The sequence below is a fragment of the Syntrophotaleaceae bacterium genome (assembly GCA_041390365.1).
Classification (GTDB): domain Bacteria; phylum Desulfobacterota; class Desulfuromonadia; order Desulfuromonadales; family Syntrophotaleaceae; genus JAWKQB01.
Map to the genome: position 1 here is coordinate 816760 of JAWKQB010000003.1, position 20426 is coordinate 837185.

20 protein-coding genes are annotated in these 20426 nt (G+C 60.5%); 16 read left to right on the forward strand and 4 right to left on the reverse strand.

Annotation, left to right across the window (positions count from 1 at the left end; all coding sequences use genetic code 11):
* Positions 1 to 140 precede the first annotated feature (140 nt).
* The 16 genes from R2940_16020 to R2940_16095 all read left to right on the forward strand — a co-directional run bounded on the left by R2940_16020 (position 141) and on the right by R2940_16095 (position 16606).
* The gene (locus tag R2940_16020; GenBank protein ID MEZ4601298.1) at positions 141 to 1250 is read left to right on the forward strand and encodes a TRAP transporter substrate-binding protein; all 1110 of its coding nucleotides are present in this window, start codon (positions 141 to 143) and stop codon (positions 1248 to 1250) included.
* A gap of 126 nt (positions 1251 to 1376) precedes the next feature.
* Positions 1377 to 2462 carry a TRAP transporter substrate-binding protein gene (locus R2940_16025; GenBank protein ID MEZ4601299.1) on the forward strand — a complete coding sequence of 362 codons (1086 nt, stop codon included), beginning with the start codon at positions 1377 to 1379 and terminating at the stop codon, positions 2460 to 2462.
* A gap of 95 nt (positions 2463 to 2557) precedes the next feature.
* Complete coding sequence (locus tag R2940_16030; protein MEZ4601300.1) at positions 2558 to 3052, forward strand: TRAP transporter small permease; 495 nt, start codon at positions 2558 to 2560, stop codon at positions 3050 to 3052.
* Between the two features lie 25 nt (positions 3053 to 3077).
* On the forward strand, positions 3078 to 4361 hold the full coding sequence (locus R2940_16035) for a TRAP transporter large permease (protein MEZ4601301.1): 1284 nt from the start codon (positions 3078 to 3080) through the stop codon (positions 4359 to 4361).
* A 28-nt stretch (positions 4362 to 4389) separates the two neighbouring features.
* Positions 4390 to 4812, forward strand: coding sequence for a universal stress protein (locus R2940_16040; protein ID MEZ4601302.1), 423 nt, complete (start codon positions 4390 to 4392; stop codon positions 4810 to 4812).
* Positions 4813 to 4846: 34 nt separating this feature from the next.
* Positions 4847 to 5203 (forward strand): DMT family protein, encoded by a 357-nt coding sequence (locus tag R2940_16045; GenBank protein MEZ4601303.1) that lies wholly within the window; start codon positions 4847 to 4849, stop codon positions 5201 to 5203.
* 41 nt (positions 5204 to 5244) lie between these two features.
* Positions 5245 to 5754, forward strand: coding sequence for a CBS domain-containing protein (locus tag R2940_16050; protein ID MEZ4601304.1), 510 nt, complete (start codon positions 5245 to 5247; stop codon positions 5752 to 5754).
* On the forward strand, positions 5751 to 6062 hold the full coding sequence (locus R2940_16055; protein ID MEZ4601305.1) for a pyrimidine/purine nucleoside phosphorylase: 312 nt from the start codon (positions 5751 to 5753) through the stop codon (positions 6060 to 6062). The genes R2940_16050 and R2940_16055 overlap by 4 nt, the downstream gene beginning before the upstream one ends.
* A 154-nt stretch (positions 6063 to 6216) precedes the next feature.
* Positions 6217 to 6381, forward strand: a complete 165-nt coding sequence (locus tag R2940_16060) for a zinc ribbon domain-containing protein (protein ID MEZ4601306.1) — start codon at positions 6217 to 6219, stop codon at positions 6379 to 6381.
* Positions 6378 to 7355 carry a queuosine salvage family protein gene (locus R2940_16065; GenBank protein MEZ4601307.1) on the forward strand — a complete coding sequence of 326 codons (978 nt, stop codon included), beginning with the start codon at positions 6378 to 6380 and terminating at the stop codon, positions 7353 to 7355. The genes R2940_16060 and R2940_16065 overlap by 4 nt, the downstream gene beginning before the upstream one ends.
* 169 nt (positions 7356 to 7524) lie before the next feature.
* Positions 7525 to 8904 (forward strand): cytochrome ubiquinol oxidase subunit I, encoded by a 1380-nt coding sequence (locus tag R2940_16070; protein MEZ4601308.1) that lies wholly within the window; start codon positions 7525 to 7527, stop codon positions 8902 to 8904.
* Between the two features lies 1 nt (position 8905).
* The gene (cydB, locus tag R2940_16075) at positions 8906 to 9934 is read left to right on the forward strand and encodes a cytochrome d ubiquinol oxidase subunit II (protein MEZ4601309.1); all 1029 of its coding nucleotides are present in this window, start codon (positions 8906 to 8908) and stop codon (positions 9932 to 9934) included.
* Positions 9935 to 10122: 188 nt separating this feature from the next.
* Positions 10123 to 11622 (forward strand): efflux transporter outer membrane subunit, encoded by a 1500-nt coding sequence (locus tag R2940_16080; protein ID MEZ4601310.1) that lies wholly within the window; start codon positions 10123 to 10125, stop codon positions 11620 to 11622.
* On the forward strand, positions 11619 to 12773 hold the full coding sequence (locus R2940_16085; GenBank protein ID MEZ4601311.1) for an efflux RND transporter periplasmic adaptor subunit: 1155 nt from the start codon (positions 11619 to 11621) through the stop codon (positions 12771 to 12773). Before R2940_16080 ends, R2940_16085 begins: the two co-directional genes overlap by 4 nt.
* Positions 12774 to 12785: 12 nt before the next feature.
* Entirely contained in the window at positions 12786 to 15920 is a 3135-nt protein-coding gene (locus R2940_16090) for a multidrug efflux RND transporter permease subunit (GenBank protein MEZ4601312.1), read from the forward strand.
* 74 nt (positions 15921 to 15994) lie between these two features.
* Positions 15995 to 16606: a TetR family transcriptional regulator gene (locus tag R2940_16095; protein ID MEZ4601313.1), complete on the forward strand. Its 612-nt coding sequence runs from the start codon at positions 15995 to 15997 to the stop codon at positions 16604 to 16606.
* A 10-nt stretch (positions 16607 to 16616) separates the two neighbouring features.
* Here the strand turns inward: R2940_16095 and R2940_16100 are convergent, their stop codons facing one another.
* From R2940_16100 to R2940_16115, 4 genes are all read right to left on the reverse strand, one after another.
* Entirely contained in the window at positions 16617 to 16979 is a 363-nt protein-coding gene (locus R2940_16100) for a PilZ domain-containing protein (GenBank protein MEZ4601314.1), read from the reverse strand.
* Between the two features lie 55 nt (positions 16980 to 17034).
* Positions 17035 to 18357, reverse strand: coding sequence for a glycosyltransferase family 2 protein (locus R2940_16105; GenBank protein MEZ4601315.1), 1323 nt, complete (start codon positions 18355 to 18357; stop codon positions 17035 to 17037).
* Positions 18354 to 19271 carry a tRNA (adenosine(37)-N6)-dimethylallyltransferase MiaA gene (miaA, locus tag R2940_16110; GenBank protein ID MEZ4601316.1) on the reverse strand — a complete coding sequence of 306 codons (918 nt, stop codon included), beginning with the start codon at positions 19269 to 19271 and terminating at the stop codon, positions 18354 to 18356. The genes R2940_16105 and miaA overlap by 4 nt, the downstream gene beginning before the upstream one ends.
* 114 nt (positions 19272 to 19385) lie before the next feature.
* Positions 19386 to 20399 carry an IS1595 family transposase gene (locus tag R2940_16115; protein MEZ4601317.1) on the reverse strand — a complete coding sequence of 338 codons (1014 nt, stop codon included), beginning with the start codon at positions 20397 to 20399 and terminating at the stop codon, positions 19386 to 19388.
* Between the last annotated feature and the right edge of the window lie 27 nt (positions 20400 to 20426).

Consider the following 20426-nt stretch of genomic DNA (forward strand, 5'->3'; position numbering starts at 1 on the left):
CTGCAAAGAGGTCAGGTCGAGACCTTGTTTTGCGGAGCTTCTGCTTGACGCCGTCGTGCGCCTGCCTTATGATCCGTGGATTATAAAACGGCGGTTGTCGCAGCGGACAGGATAATGTTTTCAACAGCCAGGGGGGGGACATGAAAAGGGGTTGGTTGATCTGTTTTGCCGGGTTGTGTTGTTTGGCTTTTGCTGTTGTCGGTATCGGCTGTCAACGGGAGGAGGCTCCCAAGCCGGCGGAAAAGGCGGTTACGGCAACGCCGGAGGAAGCACCCCGTGATCCCCTGGCGGACTGGCAGCCCGCTTTCGATCCGAGCGGCGCCGAGTTTACCTACATCCTGTCCAATGTCGACCATCCCGCCATCGAAGGGATTGCCGTCGGCTATCATATTCGGGACAAGGTTTGGGAGCGGTCCGGCGGACGCCTCTATGTCGACTTCCGGCCGATGGCACAGCTGGGCGGTGAGCGGGACGTTATCAGCAAGCTCAAGCTCGGTGCCGTACAGGGGATGCTCTGTTCCTCGGTGGCGGCGGTGAACGTTTCCGACAGGTTGGGCATCGTCAACCTGCCCTTCGTCATCGACAGCTTCGAAAAGCTGGAGACGTTCCGCAATGATCCTGAGCTGTTCAACGAATTCCGCGACGCCGCCCTCGACCAGGGAGTTCTGGCTGTCGACTTTACCGGCTATGGCACCTACGGCTGGGCCACCAAGGTTCCGGTCAAAACCATCGATGACGCACTGAAAGTGAACTTCCGGGTGGCCCAGGCCCCGGTCAACGTGGACACGTACAAGGCCTGGGGCCTGAAATTCACCGTCATGCCCTGGCCCGACGTGCCTCAGGCTTTGCAGACCGGCGTCGTCACCGGCCTCGATCATACTCCGATCGTCTGCAGCATCACCAAAAAGTTCGACTTCGCCAAATACTTTACCCGCCTCGACTACGCGCAGGGCCTCTATATCCATATGTTGAGCAAAAAGTGGCTCGATCAGCTTCCCGCCGATCTGCAGGCCGTCCTGCTGCAGGTGATCGAGGAGGAAAGCGCCCGGGCGCGGGCCTTGACCCGGGAACAGCAGGAGAGGGAGATTGCCGCGGCCCAAAGCCGCGGGGTGGAGTTTTACGAATTGTCTCCCGCCGATCGTCAGAAGCTGATCGAACGGTCCGGACCGGTGTATGAATTCTGGGCGGAGAAGATTGGCAAAGATTATGCGGACAAGGTACGAAACTCTTTGGAGGGGGTTGAAATCTGAGGATTGGTTCTTTGCGCTTGACCCGGAACAGACCCCGCAGCTATCCTCGCCGGAACGGTTAATGAGGAGTTTGCGGCGACGGGTCCGGCTTTTGACCGGATGTCATCGAAAAAAAGGGAGGAAAAAATGCGTTTTTGGAAGACACTGTTCCTGATGCCGATGCTGGTGGGACTTCTGGCGGGATGTCCGGGAGAAAAGGCTCCCGTTGAAGAGGCCGAGGCGCCTGCCAAACAGGAGGTCAAACAGGAGGACCCGCTGGCGGCCTGGCAGCCGGCCTTCGATCCGAGCGGCGCCGAGTATACCTATCTGCTTTCCAATGTGTCGCACCCGGCTATTGAAGGGGTGGCGGTCGGCTACCGCATCCGCGACAAGGTCTGGGAGCGCTCCAGCGGTCGCCTGTACGTGGATTTCCGACCTCTTTCCCAGCTTGGGGAGGAGAGGGCCGTGCTCAGCAAGCTCAAGATCGGAGCCGTTCAAGGGGTGCTCTGCTCTTCGGTCGCCGCAGCCAATGTCGCCGACATGCTGGGCGTGGTCAACCTGCCTTTCGTGGTGGACAGTTTCGACAAACTCGACACGTTCCGCAATGACCCGGAACTCTTCGGTCCTTTCAGCGAGAGTGCCATCGACCAGGGGGTTATGGTCGTCGACGTGACCGGTTACGGCCCCTACGGCTGGGCATCTAAGGCGCCGGTGCAGACCCTTGAAGAGGCTGCGAAAGTCAATTTCCGCATCGCCGAAGCGCCGGTCAACACCGACATCTATAAAAGCTGGGGGCTCAAGTTCACGGTCATGCCCTGGGGCGATGTGCCGCAGGCGCTGCAGACCGGAGTCATCGACGGTCTCGATCATACCCCCATCGTCTGCAACATCACGCGCAAATTTGAAATCGCCCGCTATTTCACCCAGGTCGACTATGCCCAGGGGCTGTTCGTTCATCTGATGAACAAGACGTGGTTCGATAAACTTCCTGCCGATCTCCAGGAGATATTACTCCAGGTGATCAAGGAGGAGAGTGCCGACACCCGCGAGCGTACCCGCCGGCAGCAGCAGGAGCAGATTGCCGCCGCCCAGGCTCAGGGCGTGACCTTCCTGCCCCTCGGCGAAGGGCATCGCGAGGTGCTGATCGAACGCAGCGCGCCGGTTTACGAGAGCTGGGAAAAGCGCATCGGCGCCGAATATCTGCAACTGGTCCGGCAGAAGCTGGGAGAGTGAAACAATCCTTTAATGCAGAAGTTGCGGGGCGATGACTGAAAAAATCGCCCCGCAACTCATTGCCGGTTTTCCCCTTAGTCCGATGGTCCTGCTCAATGATAAAAAAAGCGTTTAAATGGGTGGACCGGATTCTCGGTTTCGTCGAGGACTGGTCCCTTTTTTTGACCGTGTCCCTGGCGCTTGTGGCAGCCATGGCGAATGTGGTCCTGCGCAAGCTGACCCCGATCAGCCTCTACTGGTCGGATGAAGTGGTGAAGAAAGTCATTTTTTTCTCCACCTACATCGGCTGCAGCGCGGCCGTCCGGTCCCGCGCCCTGATCCGCATCGATGCCCTTCCGCAGATGGTTCCGATCCTGAAAAAGCCTCTGACCCTGATCAGTCATCTCGCCGTGATTCTTTTCGCCTTGCTGATGATCCGCTACGGCTGGACCATGACCGCGGCCAGCTATGCCGATCCCTATGCCCGATCGGCCACTCTCAACATCCCCGAATGGTATTTCTATGCCGTACTGGTGGTGATGGGCGGCATGCTCGTGCTGCGCACCGTCATGGTTATGGTGGAGGACTGGCGCGGCGCGCCGGTCAAGTGAATCCTTTTCTGAAAGCCCGATTTCGATGGACACAAGTCATCTCATAGTCTTGGCCCTGCTGCTTGGTGCCCTTGCCACCACCGTTCCCGTCTTCATGGCGCTGTTTTTTACCGGCTTTGCCGGCCTGATCCTGGCCGGCATCGATCCGCAGATCGTCATCGAGGTGCTCTATCGCAGCATGGACAAGTTCGCCCTGATCGTGGTCCTGTTCTTCGTGCTGTGCGGCAACATCATGACCACCGGCAGCATCGTCGAAAAGCTGATCAAGACCGCCAACGCCCTGGTCGGTTTCCTGCCCGGCGGCCTTGCCATCGCAGGAGTGCTGGCCTGCGGCTTTTTCGGCGCCATTTCCGGCTCGACGGTGGCCACGGTGGTGGCGATCGGGGGCTTTATGATCCCGGCCCTGATCAAGCACAATTACGATCATTCCTTCAGCGTCGGCATCATGACCACAGCCCCGGTGCTCGGGGTCGTCATCCCCCCCTCCATCTCCATGATCCTTTACGCCATGGTGTCCAACGATTCCCTGGAGGCTTTGTTTTTGACCGGTTTCGTTCCCGGCATCCTGATCATGGTCGCCATGTCCTTCTACGCCTGGTTTTTCTGCCGGAAGCAATCGGTGAATACCACGCCCCGCCCCTCCTTTCGGGAACTGCTGGCGGTACTGCGGGAAAGCGTCTGGGCCCTGCTGTTGCCGGTGCTCATTTTCGGCGGCATCTATTCCGGCCTTTTCACTGCCAACGAGGCGGCCGTGGTGGCCTGTTTCTACGCCTTTTTCGTCGAAATCTGCATTCACAAGGACATGCGTCTGCGGGATGTGAAGAAGGTCATCGTCTCTTCCGCCGTCACCTCCGCCACGCTGCTTGTGATCGTCGCCGGGGCCTCGGTTTTTGGCGAATATCTGACCTTTCAGCAGATCCCGGATCAGAGCGCCAAGGCGGTCGTCTCCAGCATCAGCAGTCCCTGGGTTTTTCTGCTGGCGGTCAACATCGTTCTGCTGGTGGTCGGCATGTTCATGGACATCATTTCCGCGACCCTGATCCTTACGCCGATTTTCCTGCCCCTGCTCTCCCGCTTCGGCATCGACACCCTGCATTTCGGCCTGCTCATGACCCTGAACCTGGGCATCGGTTACTGCACCCCGCCCCTGGGGGTCAGCCTCTATATCTCAGGGGCAGTGGCGGATCGGGATCTGATCTATGTGACCAAGTCGGTTATCCCATTTCTGCTGATTCAGATCGGCCTGCTGATGCTTCTGACCTACTGGTCGGATCTGGTCCTGTGGCTGCCGAGGATGATTTACGGTTAGATTCTTTTCGTTGTCAGAAGAGGGCCCAATGAAGATTCTTGTACCGGTGGATATGTCGGAAACCAGTCGCGCGACGATCGAAAAGCTGAAGCAAAACAGTGCTTTCCTTCCGCCGGGACACCTGGTGCTGCTGCATGTGGTCGATCTTGAAAAACTCGCCTATCGCATGATCCCCGATTTCCAGCTGGAGATGATTCGGGAGCAGGCGGTCAAGACAGCCGGTGAATTCCTCGAGAAACGGGCAGGCGAACTGCGGGAAGCGGGCCTGACGGCCGAATCCCGGCTCGAAATTGGTTCCCCCCGGGAAATCATTCCGCGAATCTCCAACGAGGAGCACTTCGGGTTGTTCGTGATCGGCCGCAGGTATGCGGGGGAAATCCGGGATGTCCTGTTCGGCAGCGTGGCCAACTATGCCCTGCACCGGGTCAAATGTCCGGTGCTGCTTTTCTGATGCCGGGCGGGCGGCATCCCTCTGCGGAGACTGTATGGGCCGCTATCTGACGGTCACTCTGCTTCTGCTCTCCAGCAACGTCTTCATGACCTTTGCCTGGTACGGGCACCTGCGCAACCTTTCCCACCGGCCCTGGGTTCTGGCGGCCATGCTAAGCTGGGGGATCGCCCTGTTTGAATATCTGCTGCAGGTTCCCGCCAACCGGATCGGCCATCAGGTCATGAATGTCGGGCAGTTGAAACTGCTGCAGGAGGTGGTGACCCTGACGGTTTTCGTGCCCTTTTCGGTTCTGTACCTGAAGGAGAGGTTGAGCCTGGATTACCTGTGGGCGGGATTCTGTCTGCTGGGCGCGGTGTTTTTTCTGTTCCGGGCGAAACTCTTTGCAGGATGAATGGTTTCGAGTTCATGCCTGGAAACAAGGAGCCAAGGAAAATGGACCTCGGTTCGATCATGACGCGCAAGGTGGTTACCGTCGAGATGGATGATTCCATCCGCCTGATCAACGGCATTTTCGCCCACGTCAAATTTCACCATCTGCTGGTTGTCGATAAAGGCCGACTGGTGGGCGTTATTTCCGACCGGGACGTGCTCAAGGCCATGAGCCCCTTCGTCCACACCCTGGCCGAGCAGGCCCGGGACGCCGCCACCCTTGAACGAAAGGCCCATCAGATCATGTCGCGGAACCTGGTAACCGGAAGCAGCGACATGAGCATCGTCGAGGGGGTTGGGCTGATGCTGGAAAACAGAGTATCCTGCCTGCCGATTGTGTCGAGGGAGGGCGCCATCGAAGGGGTGGTGACATGGAAGGACATGCTGAACGCCTTTGTGGAAACGGACGATGTCTTGTGCAACGTCTGCCGCATGCGATTGAAGACTCGGAAAAAGTATGGATCGGCAAGCGACGAGGATAATCGGGAAAACCCTGGAGAGGAACAATCATGACGGAATTCAAGAATGTTACGGTGGTAAAAAAAGCGAACATCTATTTTGACGGCCAGGTCAGCAGCCGGACCATCCGTTTTGCCGACGGCACCGAGAAGACCCTCGGAGTCATGCTGCCGGGAGAGTACACCTTCAACACCGGTGCCCCTGAGCTTATGGAAATCCTTTCCGGCGAGCTCGAATTTCTTCTGGATGGGACGAGCGAATGGCGAACCTGTGTGGGAGGAGAGGCGTTCGAGGTGCCCGGTCAATCCAAATTTACTGTTCGGGTCAAGAGCGTTGCCGACTACTGCTGTTCGTTCCTGTAGTAGGGGCGGGTCTCAGACCCGCCCTCTCATTTCCTTGAACGAAAAGCCAAGGGCAGGTCTGAGACCTGCCCCTGCGAATCCATTTTCGTCCCGTTGCCAAACCGCTGAAAACAGATACGATATTTCCTGGACTAAAAAATCCACGAGGTGTCCCATGCCGATGTACGATTTTCGCTGTGAGGATTGCGGACTGGCGTTTTCCCTCAAGCTGAGCTTCGCCGAGTACGACAAGGGTGATGTCCGATGCCCGGCCTGCCAAAGCGACAAGGTGACCCAGGTGATCTCCCGGATCAACGTTCGGACCAGCCGCAAAAGTTGAGCCGTTTCATTCATCGAGGCCTGTTCGAGGAGATTCGCCATGCCTGCCGGCGAGTTGCCCAACGCTCCATTTATGTGACCGTTGATTTCGAGCAGATACCCCGCTACGCCTCATCCCTCCCGCTGGAACAGGCTCTTCATCCGCAAATCGATCCGGCCTGCCACTACCTTGGCCAGGACCGGGATACCCTGGCCTTTTTTCTGATCCTCGATGCCGTCAATTTCGGTTCCGGCTATTTTGCAGAACTGGGCCTGCCCTCCGGCCGCTCGGGTTACTTCACCATGGCTGAGGCCCTGACCCGGCGGTTTCAGCATCAGGGCCCCTGTTCGGCAGCTTTTCTGTCCCGGCTTACGACTGGAGAGTGTCTGGAGCTGTTCGGGCAGGACCCCCGCAATCCGGCGGCGGTGGAGCTGATGGGGCTCTTCGCCGCGTCCCTGAACGACCTCGGCCGTTATCTTCGGGACCATTTCTGCGGCGATCCGGTTGCCCTGGTCGAGGAGGCCGAAGGCCGGGCCGCCGGTCTGGTGGATTTGCTGGCGGCCATGCCGATGTATCGGGACGAGGCGGATTACCGTGGGCTGCGGGTTCCCTTCTACAAACGGGCCCAGTTGACAGTGGCGGATCTGGCCATCGCATTTGCCGGCCGCACTTGGGGATGCTTTGCCGACCTGCCCGACCTGACCCTGTTTGCCGACAATCTGGTGCCCCACGTTCTGCGCTACGACGGGTTGCTGAACTATCAAGAAGATCTCGCAGCCGCCATCGATGCCGGAACACTGATTTCCGCAGGCTCTCCCGAGGAGGTCGAACTGCGCGCCTGCGCTGTACACGCCGTGGAACTGCTGACGGAGGAACTGCGACGGCGGGGTCACGACGTGACCGCCATGGGGCTGGATCAGTTGCTGTGGAATCGGGGTCAGCAGCTGTCCTATCGCAGACGTCCCCGGCACAGGACCAAAACCGTTTTTTATTGAGGCAGCCGGTCGTATGAGAGGGCAGCGAAAAATTGTTTTCTAAAATATGACTTTTTTTGTTAAAGTTGGTCTGGTTCATCGAAGGACCTCTCCACCGGAAACGGCGAGAGGCTGAAATGGCCAAGTTTCCTGGTGTCTTGAGCCCTTTATTCCTGCCTGGGAGGATTCCATGGATGTTGTTCTGTTAAGCCGCCTGCAGTTCGCCGCTACCACCATGTTTCACTTTCTGTTCGTGCCCTTGACTCTGGGTCTGGTCGTACTGGTGGCCTGGATGGAGACCCGTTATGTGCGTACCGGGGATGAGCTCTATCTGCGCATGACCAAATTCTGGGGCAAGCTGTTCCTGATCAATTTCGCCCTCGGGGTGGTGACCGGCATTACCCTGGAGTTCCAGTTCGGGATGAACTGGGCGGAATACTCCCGCTATGTCGGCGACATCTTCGGAGCCCCGCTGGCCATCGAGGCGACGGCCGCCTTCTTCCTCGAGTCCGTTTTCATCGGCCTCTGGATCTTCGGCTGGGGCAAGGTTTCGAAAAAGGTGCACTGTTTCTCCATCTGGATGGTGGCGCTCGGATCCAACCTCTCGGCCCTCTGGATATTACTGGCCAACGGCTGGATGCAGAACCCGGTCGGCTACGTCCTGCGCAACGGCCGGGCTGAAATGGTCGATTTTGCGGCCATGCTCTTCAATCCCTACGGCCTGGCCAAGTTTTTCCATACGGTGGTCTCGGCCTACCTGCTGGCCGGATTCTTCGTCCTGGGAGTGAGCGCCTGGCATCTGCTGCGCAGGTCCCATGCCGACTTCTTTCGCCGCTCCTTCCGCATGGCGGCGCCCTTTACCCTGGTGGCCGCCCTGCTCGTCATGGTCAGCGGCGACCTGCAGGCGACGGTGGTGGCCAAGTATCAGCCCTCCAAGTTCGCGGCTCTCGAATCCACCTGGGAGACCCAGAAACGCGCTCCGCTGAATCTGCTGCTCTGGCCTGATCCGGCCAATGAAAGAAACCTGGTCGAGGCTCTGCCCATCCCCGGCCTGCTGAGCTACCTGGCCCACAAGGATCCCGACGCCGAGGTCAAAGGTCTGAACGAATTTGCCCCCGAGGACCGGCCCCCGGTTCGCCTGACCTTCGTCGGCTTTCGCGGCATGGTCGGGCTCGGGGTCCTGTTCGTGCTTTTCTCCGCTGCAGCCGTGGTGGTATCGCGTTTCGGCAATTTGGAGAAAAATCCCTGGCTGCTGCGCCTGCTGCTCTTCTCCATCCCGCTCCCCTATCTTGCCAACCAGCTCGGCTGGCTGGCGGCCGAAGTCGGCCGGCAGCCCTGGATCGTATTCGGCCTGCTGCGCACCAGCGACGCGGTGTCCGGAAACCTGGCGGTGGGGCAGGTGATGGGCTCCCTGGCGGGATTCACCCTGCTGTATGGGGCCCTCGGAGCGCTCGATTTCTATCTGCTGGCCAGGGTGGCCGTCAAGGGGCCGCAGCCGGCGGCGGAACTTCCCGCCCGTCCGTCCGTTCCCCCGCAGCCTGCCGGAGATGCCCGGCCCCAGGAGGTGTGAGATGATGCTTCAGTTGATCTGGTTCGTTCTTTGGGGCCTGCTCTGGGCCATCTACTTCATGCTCGACGGCTTCACTCTCGGCGCCGCAATGCTCCACCCCCTGGTCGCCCGCAATGAAATCCAGCGGCAACAGGTCATCCGCACCTTCGGGCCGGTGTGGGACGGCAACGAGGTCTGGCTGATCACCGCAGGCGGCGCGACCTTTGCCGCTTTCCCCACCACCTACGCGCTGATGTTCAGCTACCTGTACGCTCCGCTGCTGCTGTTGCTGTTCGCTCTGATCATCCGGGGCGTCTCCTTCGAATTCCGCGGCCTGCAGGACTCTCCCTCCTGGAAAAAAGGCTGGGATCTGGCCATCCCTGTGTCCAGCCTGGTGATCGCTCTGCTCTTCGGCGTCGCCTTCGGCAACATCTTCCAGGGTCTGCCGATGGATGCCGCCGGTTACCACGGCTCCCTGCTGGGATTGCTCAACCCCTACGGCCTATTGACAGGGGTGCTGTTCGTGCTGCTTTTTCTGCAGCATGGCGCCCTGTACCTGACCGTCAAAACCGGCGGGGAACTCAAGGAACGGGCGGAAAGTATTGCAAAGAAATTGTGGCCTTTCCTGCTGGTCGTCGCGGTTGCTTTCCTCGCCTATACAGCACCGGCCACCCGGCTGTACGACAACTTCATGGCTCAGCCTGCCCTCTGGGCCGTGCCGCTGCTGGCAGCCCTGGAGTTGGTGGCGGTGCGTCTGCTGTTGGGGCGCGGCAAACTGCTGCAGTCCTTCGCTGCGTCCTGCGCGACGATCGTGCTGGTTGTCGCTACCGGGGTCATCGGTCTTTTCCCCAACCTGATCCCCTCATCGATCGATCCGGCCTACAGTCTGACGATCACCAATTCCTCCTCCAGTCCCTACACCCTGGGCATCATGACCTGGGTGGCGGCGGTCTTCGTGCCGATCGTCATCGCCTACAAGATCTGGGTCTATCGGATCTTCCGGGAGCCGGTGGGGGAGGAGGCGGAAGTCGGCATGGGAGGCGGATACTGAGAGAGATCCTGTTTGGCGTCGGGGTCGGGGTCGGAATCCGACGTCGACCCCCAATACCGATACCGATACCGAATGCAGGGGCGAAATGGAATCGCCCCTGTTTTTTTTGGACCGGAAATAGCCCTTGGATTTTTAAATACATTCGTGTATGTTTGTTGCCGTTTTCATTTTAATCCCGGAGTGGAAAGATGATGGATCGAGAGCGGCAGGCAAGGCGCGGGAGGCGACGGAACTATCTTTCAGTCCAGGGGTTTCTGGGCGGTTTGCTGGTTGTTTTTCTGGTGTCAGGATGCGCGGTCGGTCCCGACTATGCGCGGCCCGAAACAGCGGTTCCGCAAACCTGGCGGCAGGTGTCCGATCCGGCCCTGGTTCCTGACCGGACCGTGGCCCGCGACTGGTGGACGGTCTTTGATGATCCGCTGCTTAACCGGTTGATCGCCGAAGCCGCTAGGGACAATCTCGATCTGCGCCGGGCTGTGGCCCGCGTGCGGGAGGCCCGGGCACGTCTCGGTGTCGCCAGGGGCGAGTATTTCCCCGAAGCCGATGCCCGGGGCGACTTATCCCGACAGCGCGAGAGCGAAAATCTTCTGAGGGCGGACGGATCGACGGAAACTTTTCACGGTGTCGGCCTGGATGCCTCCTGGGAGATCGATTTGTTCGGGCGTATCAGCCGGCAGGTGGAGTCTGCCAGAGCGGAATATCAGGCCAGCGAGGAGGACCGGGGCGATGTGCTGGTGTCTCTCTATGCCGAGGTGGCGTTCACCTATTTCGACCTCCGCACCTTTCAAGCCCGCCTGGCTGCGGCCGAGGGCAATATCCGATCCCAGCAGGAGATCCTGAAGCTGACCCGGTCCCGTTTCCGCAACGGACTGGCCACCGGTCTCGATGTGGCCCAGGCCGAGCAGGTGCTGTCCGCCTCCCAGGCCGAGGTGCCCCCTTTGCGCATCGCCCTGACCCGCTCCATCAATACCATGGGTGTACTTCTGGGCAAGCTCCCGGGAACCCTGTTCGAGGAATTGAGCCGTCCGGAGGACATTCCGGTTCCGCCGCAAGAGGTTGCCGTGGGCGTGCCGGCCAACCTGCTGCGGCAGCGGCCCGACATCCGCCGCGCCGAACGGTTGCTCGCCGCTCAGACCGCCCGCATCGGCGTGGCCACTGCCGACCTGTATCCCCGTCTGTCCCTGAATGGAACCTTCGCCTTTGAATCCTTTGACGCCGGCGATCTGTTTCAGGGGTCCAGCAGGGCCTTCGGTTTCGGGCCTTCGGTGCGTTGGCTGATGTTCGACGGCGGCCGGGTGCGCAGTCAGATCCAGGTTCAGGACGCCCTCGCCGAGCAGGCTCTCTACCAGTACGAGCAGACCGTGCTCGTGGCCCTCAACGAGGCTGAAAACGCGCTGACGCAATACCTCGAGCAGCGCCACCGCCTGGCCGCCCTGGAGCGCTCGGTGGAGGCGGCCCGGCGCTCCCTGCGGCTGGCCACCCGATTGTACAAGGACGGCCTGGTCGATTTTCAGAATGTCCTCGATGCTCAGCGGGTGGTGTTCGACAACGAGAGCCAGCTGGCTGCAGCCCGGGGCGATACCGTAATCAATCTGGTAGAAGTCTATCGCACCCTGGGCGGTGGCTGGGACCCGAATGGTTCGACCCCCGAAATTGCCGAAATCCGAAAAGAGGAGGTTTCCCGATGAATCGTCTGCTGCTTCCGCTCCTGCTGCTTGTCCTGCTTTCCGGATGTCGGGACCAGAACGCCTTCGTGGCGCCGCCTCCGCCGACGGTGACCGTCGCGCCGCCGGTTCAAAAACCCGTCACCTTTTATGCCCGGTATACGGGTCAGACCGAGGCGGTGGAATCGGTGGAGATCCGGGCCCGGGTGGAAGGCTATCTGGAGAGCATCCATTTCAGGGATGCCGATCTGGTCAAAAAGGGGGACCTGCTGTTCGAGATCGATCCCCGGCCCTATCAGGCCCGGTTGGATGAAGCGACCGCCCTACTGGCGACCCGGCGGGCGGAACTGCACCTGGCCGAGTCGACCCTTCAGCGCAAGGAGAGCGCCCTGCAGGACCAGGCCGTCAGCGAAGTCGAGGTGCTCGAGGCGAGAGCCATTCGCGATCAGGCGCTGGCCGCTATCGAGGCGGCCAAGGCGGCCATCGAGACCGCCCGGCTCGACCTGTCCTATACCCGGATCTTCGCCCCGATCAACGGCCGTATCGGACGGCGGCTGGTGGATGTCGGCAACCTGGTGGGCGCCGCAGAGAAAACCCTGCTGGCGACCATCGTCAATGTCGAGCCCAGCTACGTCTACTTCAATGTCAATGAGCGGGACCTTCTGAAATTCAGGAATGGCGATTCCGCCAAACCGAACCCGACCAACGGCAACGGCAAGACGCCGGTTTTCCTCGGCCTGTCGAACGATGTCGGCTATCCCTGGGAGGGCCGGGTCGATTTCACCGACAACCGGGTGGATCCTGAAACCGGCACCATTCAGGTCCGCGGCGTCTTCCCGAATAAGGACGGTGCTCTGCTGCCGGGACTGTTCGCCCGCGTGCAGATCCCCACAGGCACGGCAGAAAATGCCCTGCTGGTGCCGGAACGGGCGCTGGGCATCGATCAGCAGGGCTACTATCTTTTGTCGGTCGACAAGACCGATACCGTCGAGTATCGGCCGGTCAAGGTGGGGCCCCAGGTCGACGATCTGCGGGTGATCGAATCGGGCATTTCGGCCTCGGACCGGGTTATCGTCAACGGTCTGCAACGGGCGCGTCCGGGCATCACGGTCAATCCCATCGCGCCTGAGAAGGCCGCTGCCTCCGCCCAAACCAAGGCACCTCAGGCCGGATAAGGGAGATCAAGGATGTTCAGCCGTTTCTTCATCAATCGACCGATCTTCGCCTGCGTCATCTCCATCGTCATCGTCATCGCCGGTCTTGTGGCGGTGCGTACCCTGCCGATTGCCCAGTATCCGGAGATTTCCCCGCCCACGGTACAGGTCACCGCCAACTATCCCGGCGCCAACGCCACCGTACTGGCGGAGACCGTGGCCCAGCCCATCGAGGAGCAGGTCAACGGGGTGGAGGGGATGCTCTACATGTCCAGCACCTGCTCCAACAGCGGCACCTACTCCCTGACCGTGACCTTCGAGGTCGGCACCGATCTCGACATGGCCGCCGTGCTGGTGCAGAACCGCGTGGCCATCGCCGAACCGAGCCTGCCCGAAGAGGTCAAGCGCCTCGGCATCTCCACCAAGAAGCAGTCCACCAACATTCTGCTGATCGCCTCGCTGTTTTCGCCGGACGAGCGGTACGACACCCTGTACCTGAGCAATTACGCCAGTCTCCGGATCAAGGACGAACTGGCCCGCATCGACGGGGTCGGCGACGTACGCATCTTCGGCGCCCGTGATTACAGCATGCGCATCTGGCTCGATCCGGAACGGCTCAAGGCGCGGAATCTGACCACCGGCGACGTTGTTTCGGCCCTGCGGGAGCAGAACGTGCAGGTCGCGGCCGGCATGATCGGCCAGGATCCGATCCCGGCGGGGCAGCAGTTCCGCTACACCGTCACCACCCTCGGCCGCCTGCAGACCGCCGAGCAGTTCGGCGAGATCATCGTCAAGACCGCCGAAGGGGGCCGCCTGACCCGGGTCCGCGATATCGCCCGCATCGAGCTGGGCGCCCGGGACTACGGCGACAGCTCCCAGTTCAACGGCAAGCCGGCCGTGGCCCTGGGGATCTATCAACTGCCCGGCGCCAATGCCCTTGACGTCGCCTTCAAGGTCCACGACCGGATGAAGGAACTGTCCAAAAACTTCCCGGAGGGGATGCAGTACCATGTGCCTTTCGATACCACCAACTTCGTCGACAAGGCCATCGCCGAGGTGGTGGAAACCCTGCTGGTGGCGGTCGTCCTGGTCTTTCTGACCATCTTCATCTTCCTGCAGGACTGGCGGGCGACCCTGATACCCGCCCTGACCATCCCGGTCTCCCTGATCGGTACCTTTGCCGTCATGGCTTCCCTCGGGGTCAGTATCAACCTGCTGTCCCTGTTCGGGATCGTGCTCGCCATCGGCATCGTGGTCGACGACGCCATCGTGGTGGTGGAAAACGCCGCCCGCAATGTGGATGAACTGGGGCTCTCGCCGAAAGAGGCGACCATCCGGGCCATGAACGAGGTCACCGGGCCGGTCATCGCCACCACTTTGGTTCTGCTGGCGGTCTTCGTGCCCACCGCCTTTCTCGGCGGCATTACCGGCCAGCTCTATCGCCAGTTCGCACTGACCATCGCCACCGCCACGGTGTTCAGTTCCATCAACGCCCTGACCCTCAGCCCCGCTTTATGTGCGATTCTGCTGCGGCCGACCAGGGTCAGCCACCGCGGGATCTTCCGACTCTTCAACTGGACCTTCGACAAGACCCGGAATATTTACGCGCGAGGGTTGGGTGTGCTGGTGCGAAGAACCGTCCTGTCCCTGGTGCTGTTCGCGGTGGTGGCCGGCGCCGCCTTCTGGGGATTTGTGAGTCTGCCCACCGGGTTCGTGCCCGCCGAAGACCAGGGCTATGCCTTCGTCAGCATTCAGCTGCCCGATGCCGCCTCCATTGAGCGCACCTCCGAGGTGGTGGAGGAACTCAATCGCCGACTGGCCGGCATGGAGGGGATCGGCAACTGGGTGTCCATCGTCGGATTTTCCCTGGTCGACATGGCTTCCAGTTCCAACATGGCGACCCTGTGGGTGGTGTTCGACCCCTGGGAGAAGCGCACCGCACCCCATCTCAGCCAGGAGGCGCTGATCGGAAGGATGTGGCAGGAGTTCGGCCAGATCCAGGACGCGCAGATCTTTCCTTTCGTACCCCCGGCCATCCGCGGGCTCGGTTTTGCCGGGGGCTTCCTGATGGAGTTGCAGGATCGCGCCGGCGTCGGCATGGACAGCCTGCAGCAGGTGGCCCAGGAGGTGATCCAGGACGCCAATTCCCAATCGAAGCTGCAGCGGGTCTACACCACGTTCCGGGCCACGGTTCCTCAGCTCTATGCCGATGTCGACCGCACCCAGGCCAAGACTCTGGACATCCCCCTCACCGGAATTTTCGATACCCTGCAGGCCAGTCTCGGATCGGTCTACGTCAACGATTTCAACAGGTTCGGCCGGACCTACCAGGTCAAGGTGCAGGCCGACAGCGCCTTTCGCAGCACGCCGGAGGACATCCGACGGCTCGAGGTGCGCAATGGCCGCGGCCAGATGATCCCCCTGGGATCGGTGGTTTCGGTCCGCGAGGCGGTGGGGCCGCAGCTCGTCAAGCGTTACAACATGTACCCTTCGGCCACCATCAACGGCCAGGCCGCCCCGGGGCACAGTTCCGGCGAGGCTCTGGCCCTGATGGAAAATCTTGCGGCGACCAGGCTGCCGAAGTCCTTCGGGTTCGAGTGGACCGGCATGTCCTATCAGGAAAAGACGACATCCAATCAGGCGCTGTTCATCTTCGCCCTGGCTGTGGTTTTCGTCTACCTGGTCCTCTGCGCCCAGTACGAAAGCTGGTCGATTCCCCTGGCGGTCATTCTGTCCGTGCCCCTGGCCCTGCTCGGGACGGTCGCGGCCGCGATGATGCGGGGCATGGATGTCAATGTGTATACCCAGATCGGCATCGTTCTGCTGATCGCCCTGGCCTCGAAAACCTCGATCCTGATCGTGGAATTCGCCAAGGCTTTGCGGGAGGACGGGATGAGCATCCGCGACGCCGCTCTGGAGGCGGCCCGGCTCCGCTTCCGCCCGATCCTGATGACCGCCCTGACCTTCATCCTCGGCGTGCTGCCGCTGATGATCGCATCGGGAGCCGGGGCCGCCAGCCGGCAGGCGCTGGGCACCGCCGTCTTCGGCGGCATGACCGCGGCCACACTGCTGCTGGTGTTTTTCGTGCCGGTCTTCTATCTGCTGATCCAGGGCGCCAGCGAAAAGCTGAGGGCGAAATGGTTGGACAGAAAAGGGCATCTGGAATAGCTTGAATCGAAATCGGTCTGTTGAAAATTTTTCAATGGCGATTCCGATCCGGAGATTTTGCTAAGGAGAATTGCATGGCGCGTAAAACCCGGGAAGAAACCGAACAGACCCGTCTCGGAATTCTCCACTCCGCCCTGGAGCTGTTTCACGAAAAGGGCTACTCCCGAACCACCCTGGAACAGATCGCCCGCAGGGCGGGTGTGACCCGGGGCGCCATCTACTGGCATTTCAAGGACAAGGTGGACCTGTTTCTGGGGCTGAAGGATGAAATCGAGCAGTCGGCCGGAATTCGGCTGGAGGACCTGCTGCTCTGGCCGGTCGAATCACTGGACGATCTGCGGCAGGGAGCCCTGCGGCTGTTTCGCCATATCGAGGGGAGCGAGCAGTTTCGGCGCTATTTCGAAATCGTGCTCTACCGCGCCGAATTCACGGAGGAACTGCAGCCGCTGTTGCTGAAGTACCGAGACAAGCTGCAGCGCCTGCAGCAGAGGGACCAGGAGAATATGACCCGTCTGCAGCGAGCCGGAAAGGTGCGTGTTGAAGTCGATTGCGCCCGGGCCGCTCTGGGATTTCGCTGCCTGTTCGTGGGGATTCTGGACAACTGGTTCATGGACACGGGATTGTTCCCGCTGGTGGACGAGGGCGGTGGGTTGCTGAAGGATTATCTGGACGGCCTGTTGCCCTGATTGGGGCCTGTTAGCCATTCTGCTCCCTGACCCACTCGTCGATGAGCAGGGCGACATCTTCGGGCATGTCGAGAAAGCGGAGGCCCATGCCGGGTTCGTAGGGCGATTTGGGGCTGAACCGGCGGGTCCAGACCACTTCGACATGGGTCTGCACGGTACGATTGATCGGCTGGGGAAGGGAAATTTCCAGGTTGAACCGGCTGCCCAGTTCGCGGGGATTGACCGAGGCGATGAACAGGCCGCCGCGGCTGATGTTCTTGATATATCCGAAAAAGGTCCGGTTGCCGTCCTCGGCGATGATGTTCAGGGCAATCATCGGCGCCCGCAGATTTTTTCGCTTCTGGCTGGTTCCCTGTCCCGAATCCTGGTTCATTACGAAATCCTCAGAAGGTTTTAACGCCGCCAATTTTTAGTCAAAATACAACATTTTATCCCTTCAGGCAAACATTCCGTGCAGGAAAGTCATCGGCACATCGCTCCGGCTCGACTCCCTGCAGACGGCGCAGCAGTGAGAGTTGCTCGCGCGGGTCCTCTGTCGGCTTGAGACCGGCGGCGGCCAGCAGCGGCGGCAGCGCCTGCTCGGGATGACAGCGGGGCCAGGCAGAAGTACAGAGATGGTGAATCAGGCGGGTGGTTTTCAATCCATCGAACCAGTCGTGGAAGGCCTTGAGCCGGCCGTCCGGTCGGGGATGGTTGACCACTAAACGTTTCCAGACCGTCGGAAAGCTTTCCCGCTCCAGAAATTCGAACAAGCCTTCGTGGAGTTGAAAGGCCATCGCCGTCAGCCTCTGTTCATTCGACTCGACATGGCTCGCGACCAGACGCAGCCACTGCCCCAGCAGACGGTAGCAGGCAAAAGGGTAGAAGAGAATTGCCTTCGCCCCCTCCTGCAGCTGTGCCTCGACACTGCGGCCGGTGCCGAAAGGGGTCCTCGCCGAGGGGCGTCCTGACGGATGAACCACGCTGCCGGAGACCTGAACGACACCGGCGGTTTTGGCCAGCTGTTGGAGAAAATAGAAATCCTCGCCGGCCCGGCGCCGGTTCATGCCGCCGGCCGCAACATAGGCCGAGGCCCGGCAGGCCATGGTACTGCCGATGGTGTGAAAGGCGTAGGGCGATTTCGCCGTCTGCAGGCCGAGCACATGGGCGCGCAGGAAGAGTTCGTAGCGGGCAATGGCTTTTTCCTGAGCGGGATCATGGCCCGGCCGATGGCAGAAAGGGAGGACCGCCCCTCCCGCCGCCGCATTGTGGAAATGATTGCGCAGCGCATCCAGGTAATCGGGCCCGACCAGGGTGTCGGCGTCGAGGGAGACCAGCAGTGGGTTCGGGCGCGAGTAGTCCAGGCGCGAAAGGGCGAGGTCGAAACCGATTTTGCGGGCCAGTCCCACCCCGCCGTCCTTTTCCGCAAGTTCCCGTTCCCCGCTTGCCGCATTAACCCAGGCGAGTTGCAGTTCGGGAGGAGTTTCGCTGCCGGCGGTCAGCATCCGCAGGGTGCGGAGATTGTCGGCTTTATCCGCGGGGGCGCTGTCGGTTCGATGGTTGACCACCACCAGCACGAGGGTTTCTGACAGACGTTCCGGCGGGTTGCAAGCCAGCGTGGCCAGAGTGCCGGGCAGGGTGGCGCTTTCCGCAAGAGCTGGAATGACCACTACGGTGCGAAAATCCTCCCGGTCGTTGTGGTCGATGCGCCAGGGCCCGGAAACGGCCCTGCGGGCAAGGTAGCGGGCTACCTCGGGCGGCGGGCTTGTCACGGTTTTCCCTTCGGGGCCAACCCCTTGTTCTTGGCAATCTGCAGCAGCTCGGCCAGCGGATCGCCGCTTCCGCTCAGCCAGTGAATCTCGATACCCTGACGCTCCATGCGGCGGAACCAGGTCTCCTGCCTTTTGGCAAACTGGTGGATGGCGCTGTTCAGTTTCTGGAACATGTCGTTGCGGGTCAGGCGTCCCTGCAGGTGATGGGCCATGAAGCGGTATTCGAGTCCGTAAAATTCCAGGGCTTCCCAAGGGATGCCCTGTTGGTGAAGGGCGGCCACCTCTTCAATCAGCCCTTCGTCCATCCGCCTTCGAAGTCGATCGGTGATCCGTCCGCGCAGGATCGGACGCTCCCAGTGGACGCCGAAAACCAGCGGTTCCATGGCCGGCAAGGGAAGGGGCTCGGCTTTGTCTTCCCCTTCGGCGATTTCGATGGCGCGCACCAGGCGCGAGCGGTCCTCCATATCGGTGGTGTTGTGCTGGTCGGGGCGCAGGTCCAGCAGGCGCTGGCGCAGGGACGCCAGGTCCAGGGCGCTGAGTGCTGCACGCAGAATCGGGTTTTCCGGCACTTTGACCAGCCGATAGCGGCGCAGGGCCGCATCCAGGTAAAGGCCGGTGCCGCCGGCGAGCACCGGCAGTCGGCCGCGGGAAAGGATATCCTCGAAGGCGGTGATGAAGCGTTCCTGAAAGTCGAAAACGCTGAATTCGGTTCCGGCCTCGACGATGTCGATCAGGTGGCAGGGAATCTCTTCGTATTCGGCGAGATCCTTGCCGGTGCCGATATCCATGCCGCGGAACACCTGGCGGGAATCGGCCGAGATAATTTCTCCGTCGAACAGCCGGGCGGCGGCCACGGCAAGCCGGGTTTTTCCGGAAGCGGTCGGTCCAAGAATGACGAGAAGATTGCAGGCCATCAGGTTCTCAAAGTTGGTTGTCGGGGTCGCCGTCCATGTCGGGCCGAATTTTTGCCCGATTTTGCTTTCAGGACCAATACCGAAAAATACCGTTTTTTTTTATAAAAAACGGAACTATAACCCAAACAAAGGTATGGCCCCTGGAAGAAGGCGAATACCGGAATTTTTGGTTCTGCGGATCTGACAACTCGGGGCAAACCGTAACAGCGCCTTGAACTGCTCAAGGAGAGGCAAAGGCTTCATCACCGTTTGAATACGGCCCCGGTTTTTCCCGCGTTGAATGGTTTTTGTCACCGGGACGCGTTGGTTCCAGCGCCAAGCCGCCTCAGAGATGTAAAGAGGCAGATGGCCCTTGCTCATCCAGTGGTAAACGCCCTGCTTGGCTCGTTCCAAGAGAGCATTGTACGACTCGGCGGTGTTGTTGTGTACGAGACCACGAGCAAATTCTTTCTGACCATGGCTGACGGTATCATGGGCCGCAAAATCCCGTCCGATGATGCGATACGCATGGAGTTCATCGCTCATCAGATGGGCCTGGTCGCTGACAACTCTCTGGATGAGGGGTTGCAGCACAGAGACACTGTCACCGGCAACAGGTGTGGCCCGCACCGGCCCGTGACGTTGTACCGCAACAGCAATACAGCTCTTTTGGGTTCCACGGCCGCGCTTATGTTTGACGCCTGACCGATAACGGGGTTTGCCACCCAAGTATTTCTCATCCAACTCGACAATGCCCTGCAATTTAGGCAGAGCAGCTTGATGGACGGCCATGACCGTACGCAACGCGTGCAGCATCTTCCAGGCGGATTTCTGGGATATCCCCAGCCACTTGGCAATAAATACCGATGAGGCCCCTTTGCTGGAGAAGATCAAAGAATACATCGCCTGCAACCACAGCCATAAGCTCAGCTTGGTCCCGTGGAAAGGCGTCTTGGTCGTGACCGTAAACTGCTTGCCGCATTCGGCACATTCGTAAAGACCTGCCCGGGTTTTGGGGCTGCGGAGCTTCCAGGCTTGATCCCCATGGCAATGGGGGCAAATAGGTCCGTCAGGCCAGATCACGGATTCAAAGAATGCCCGGCAACTTTCTTCATCCGGGAACTGACGCCGTAACTCTTCAACATTCATATCCCTTCCTCCCTTGTTGGAAGAAAG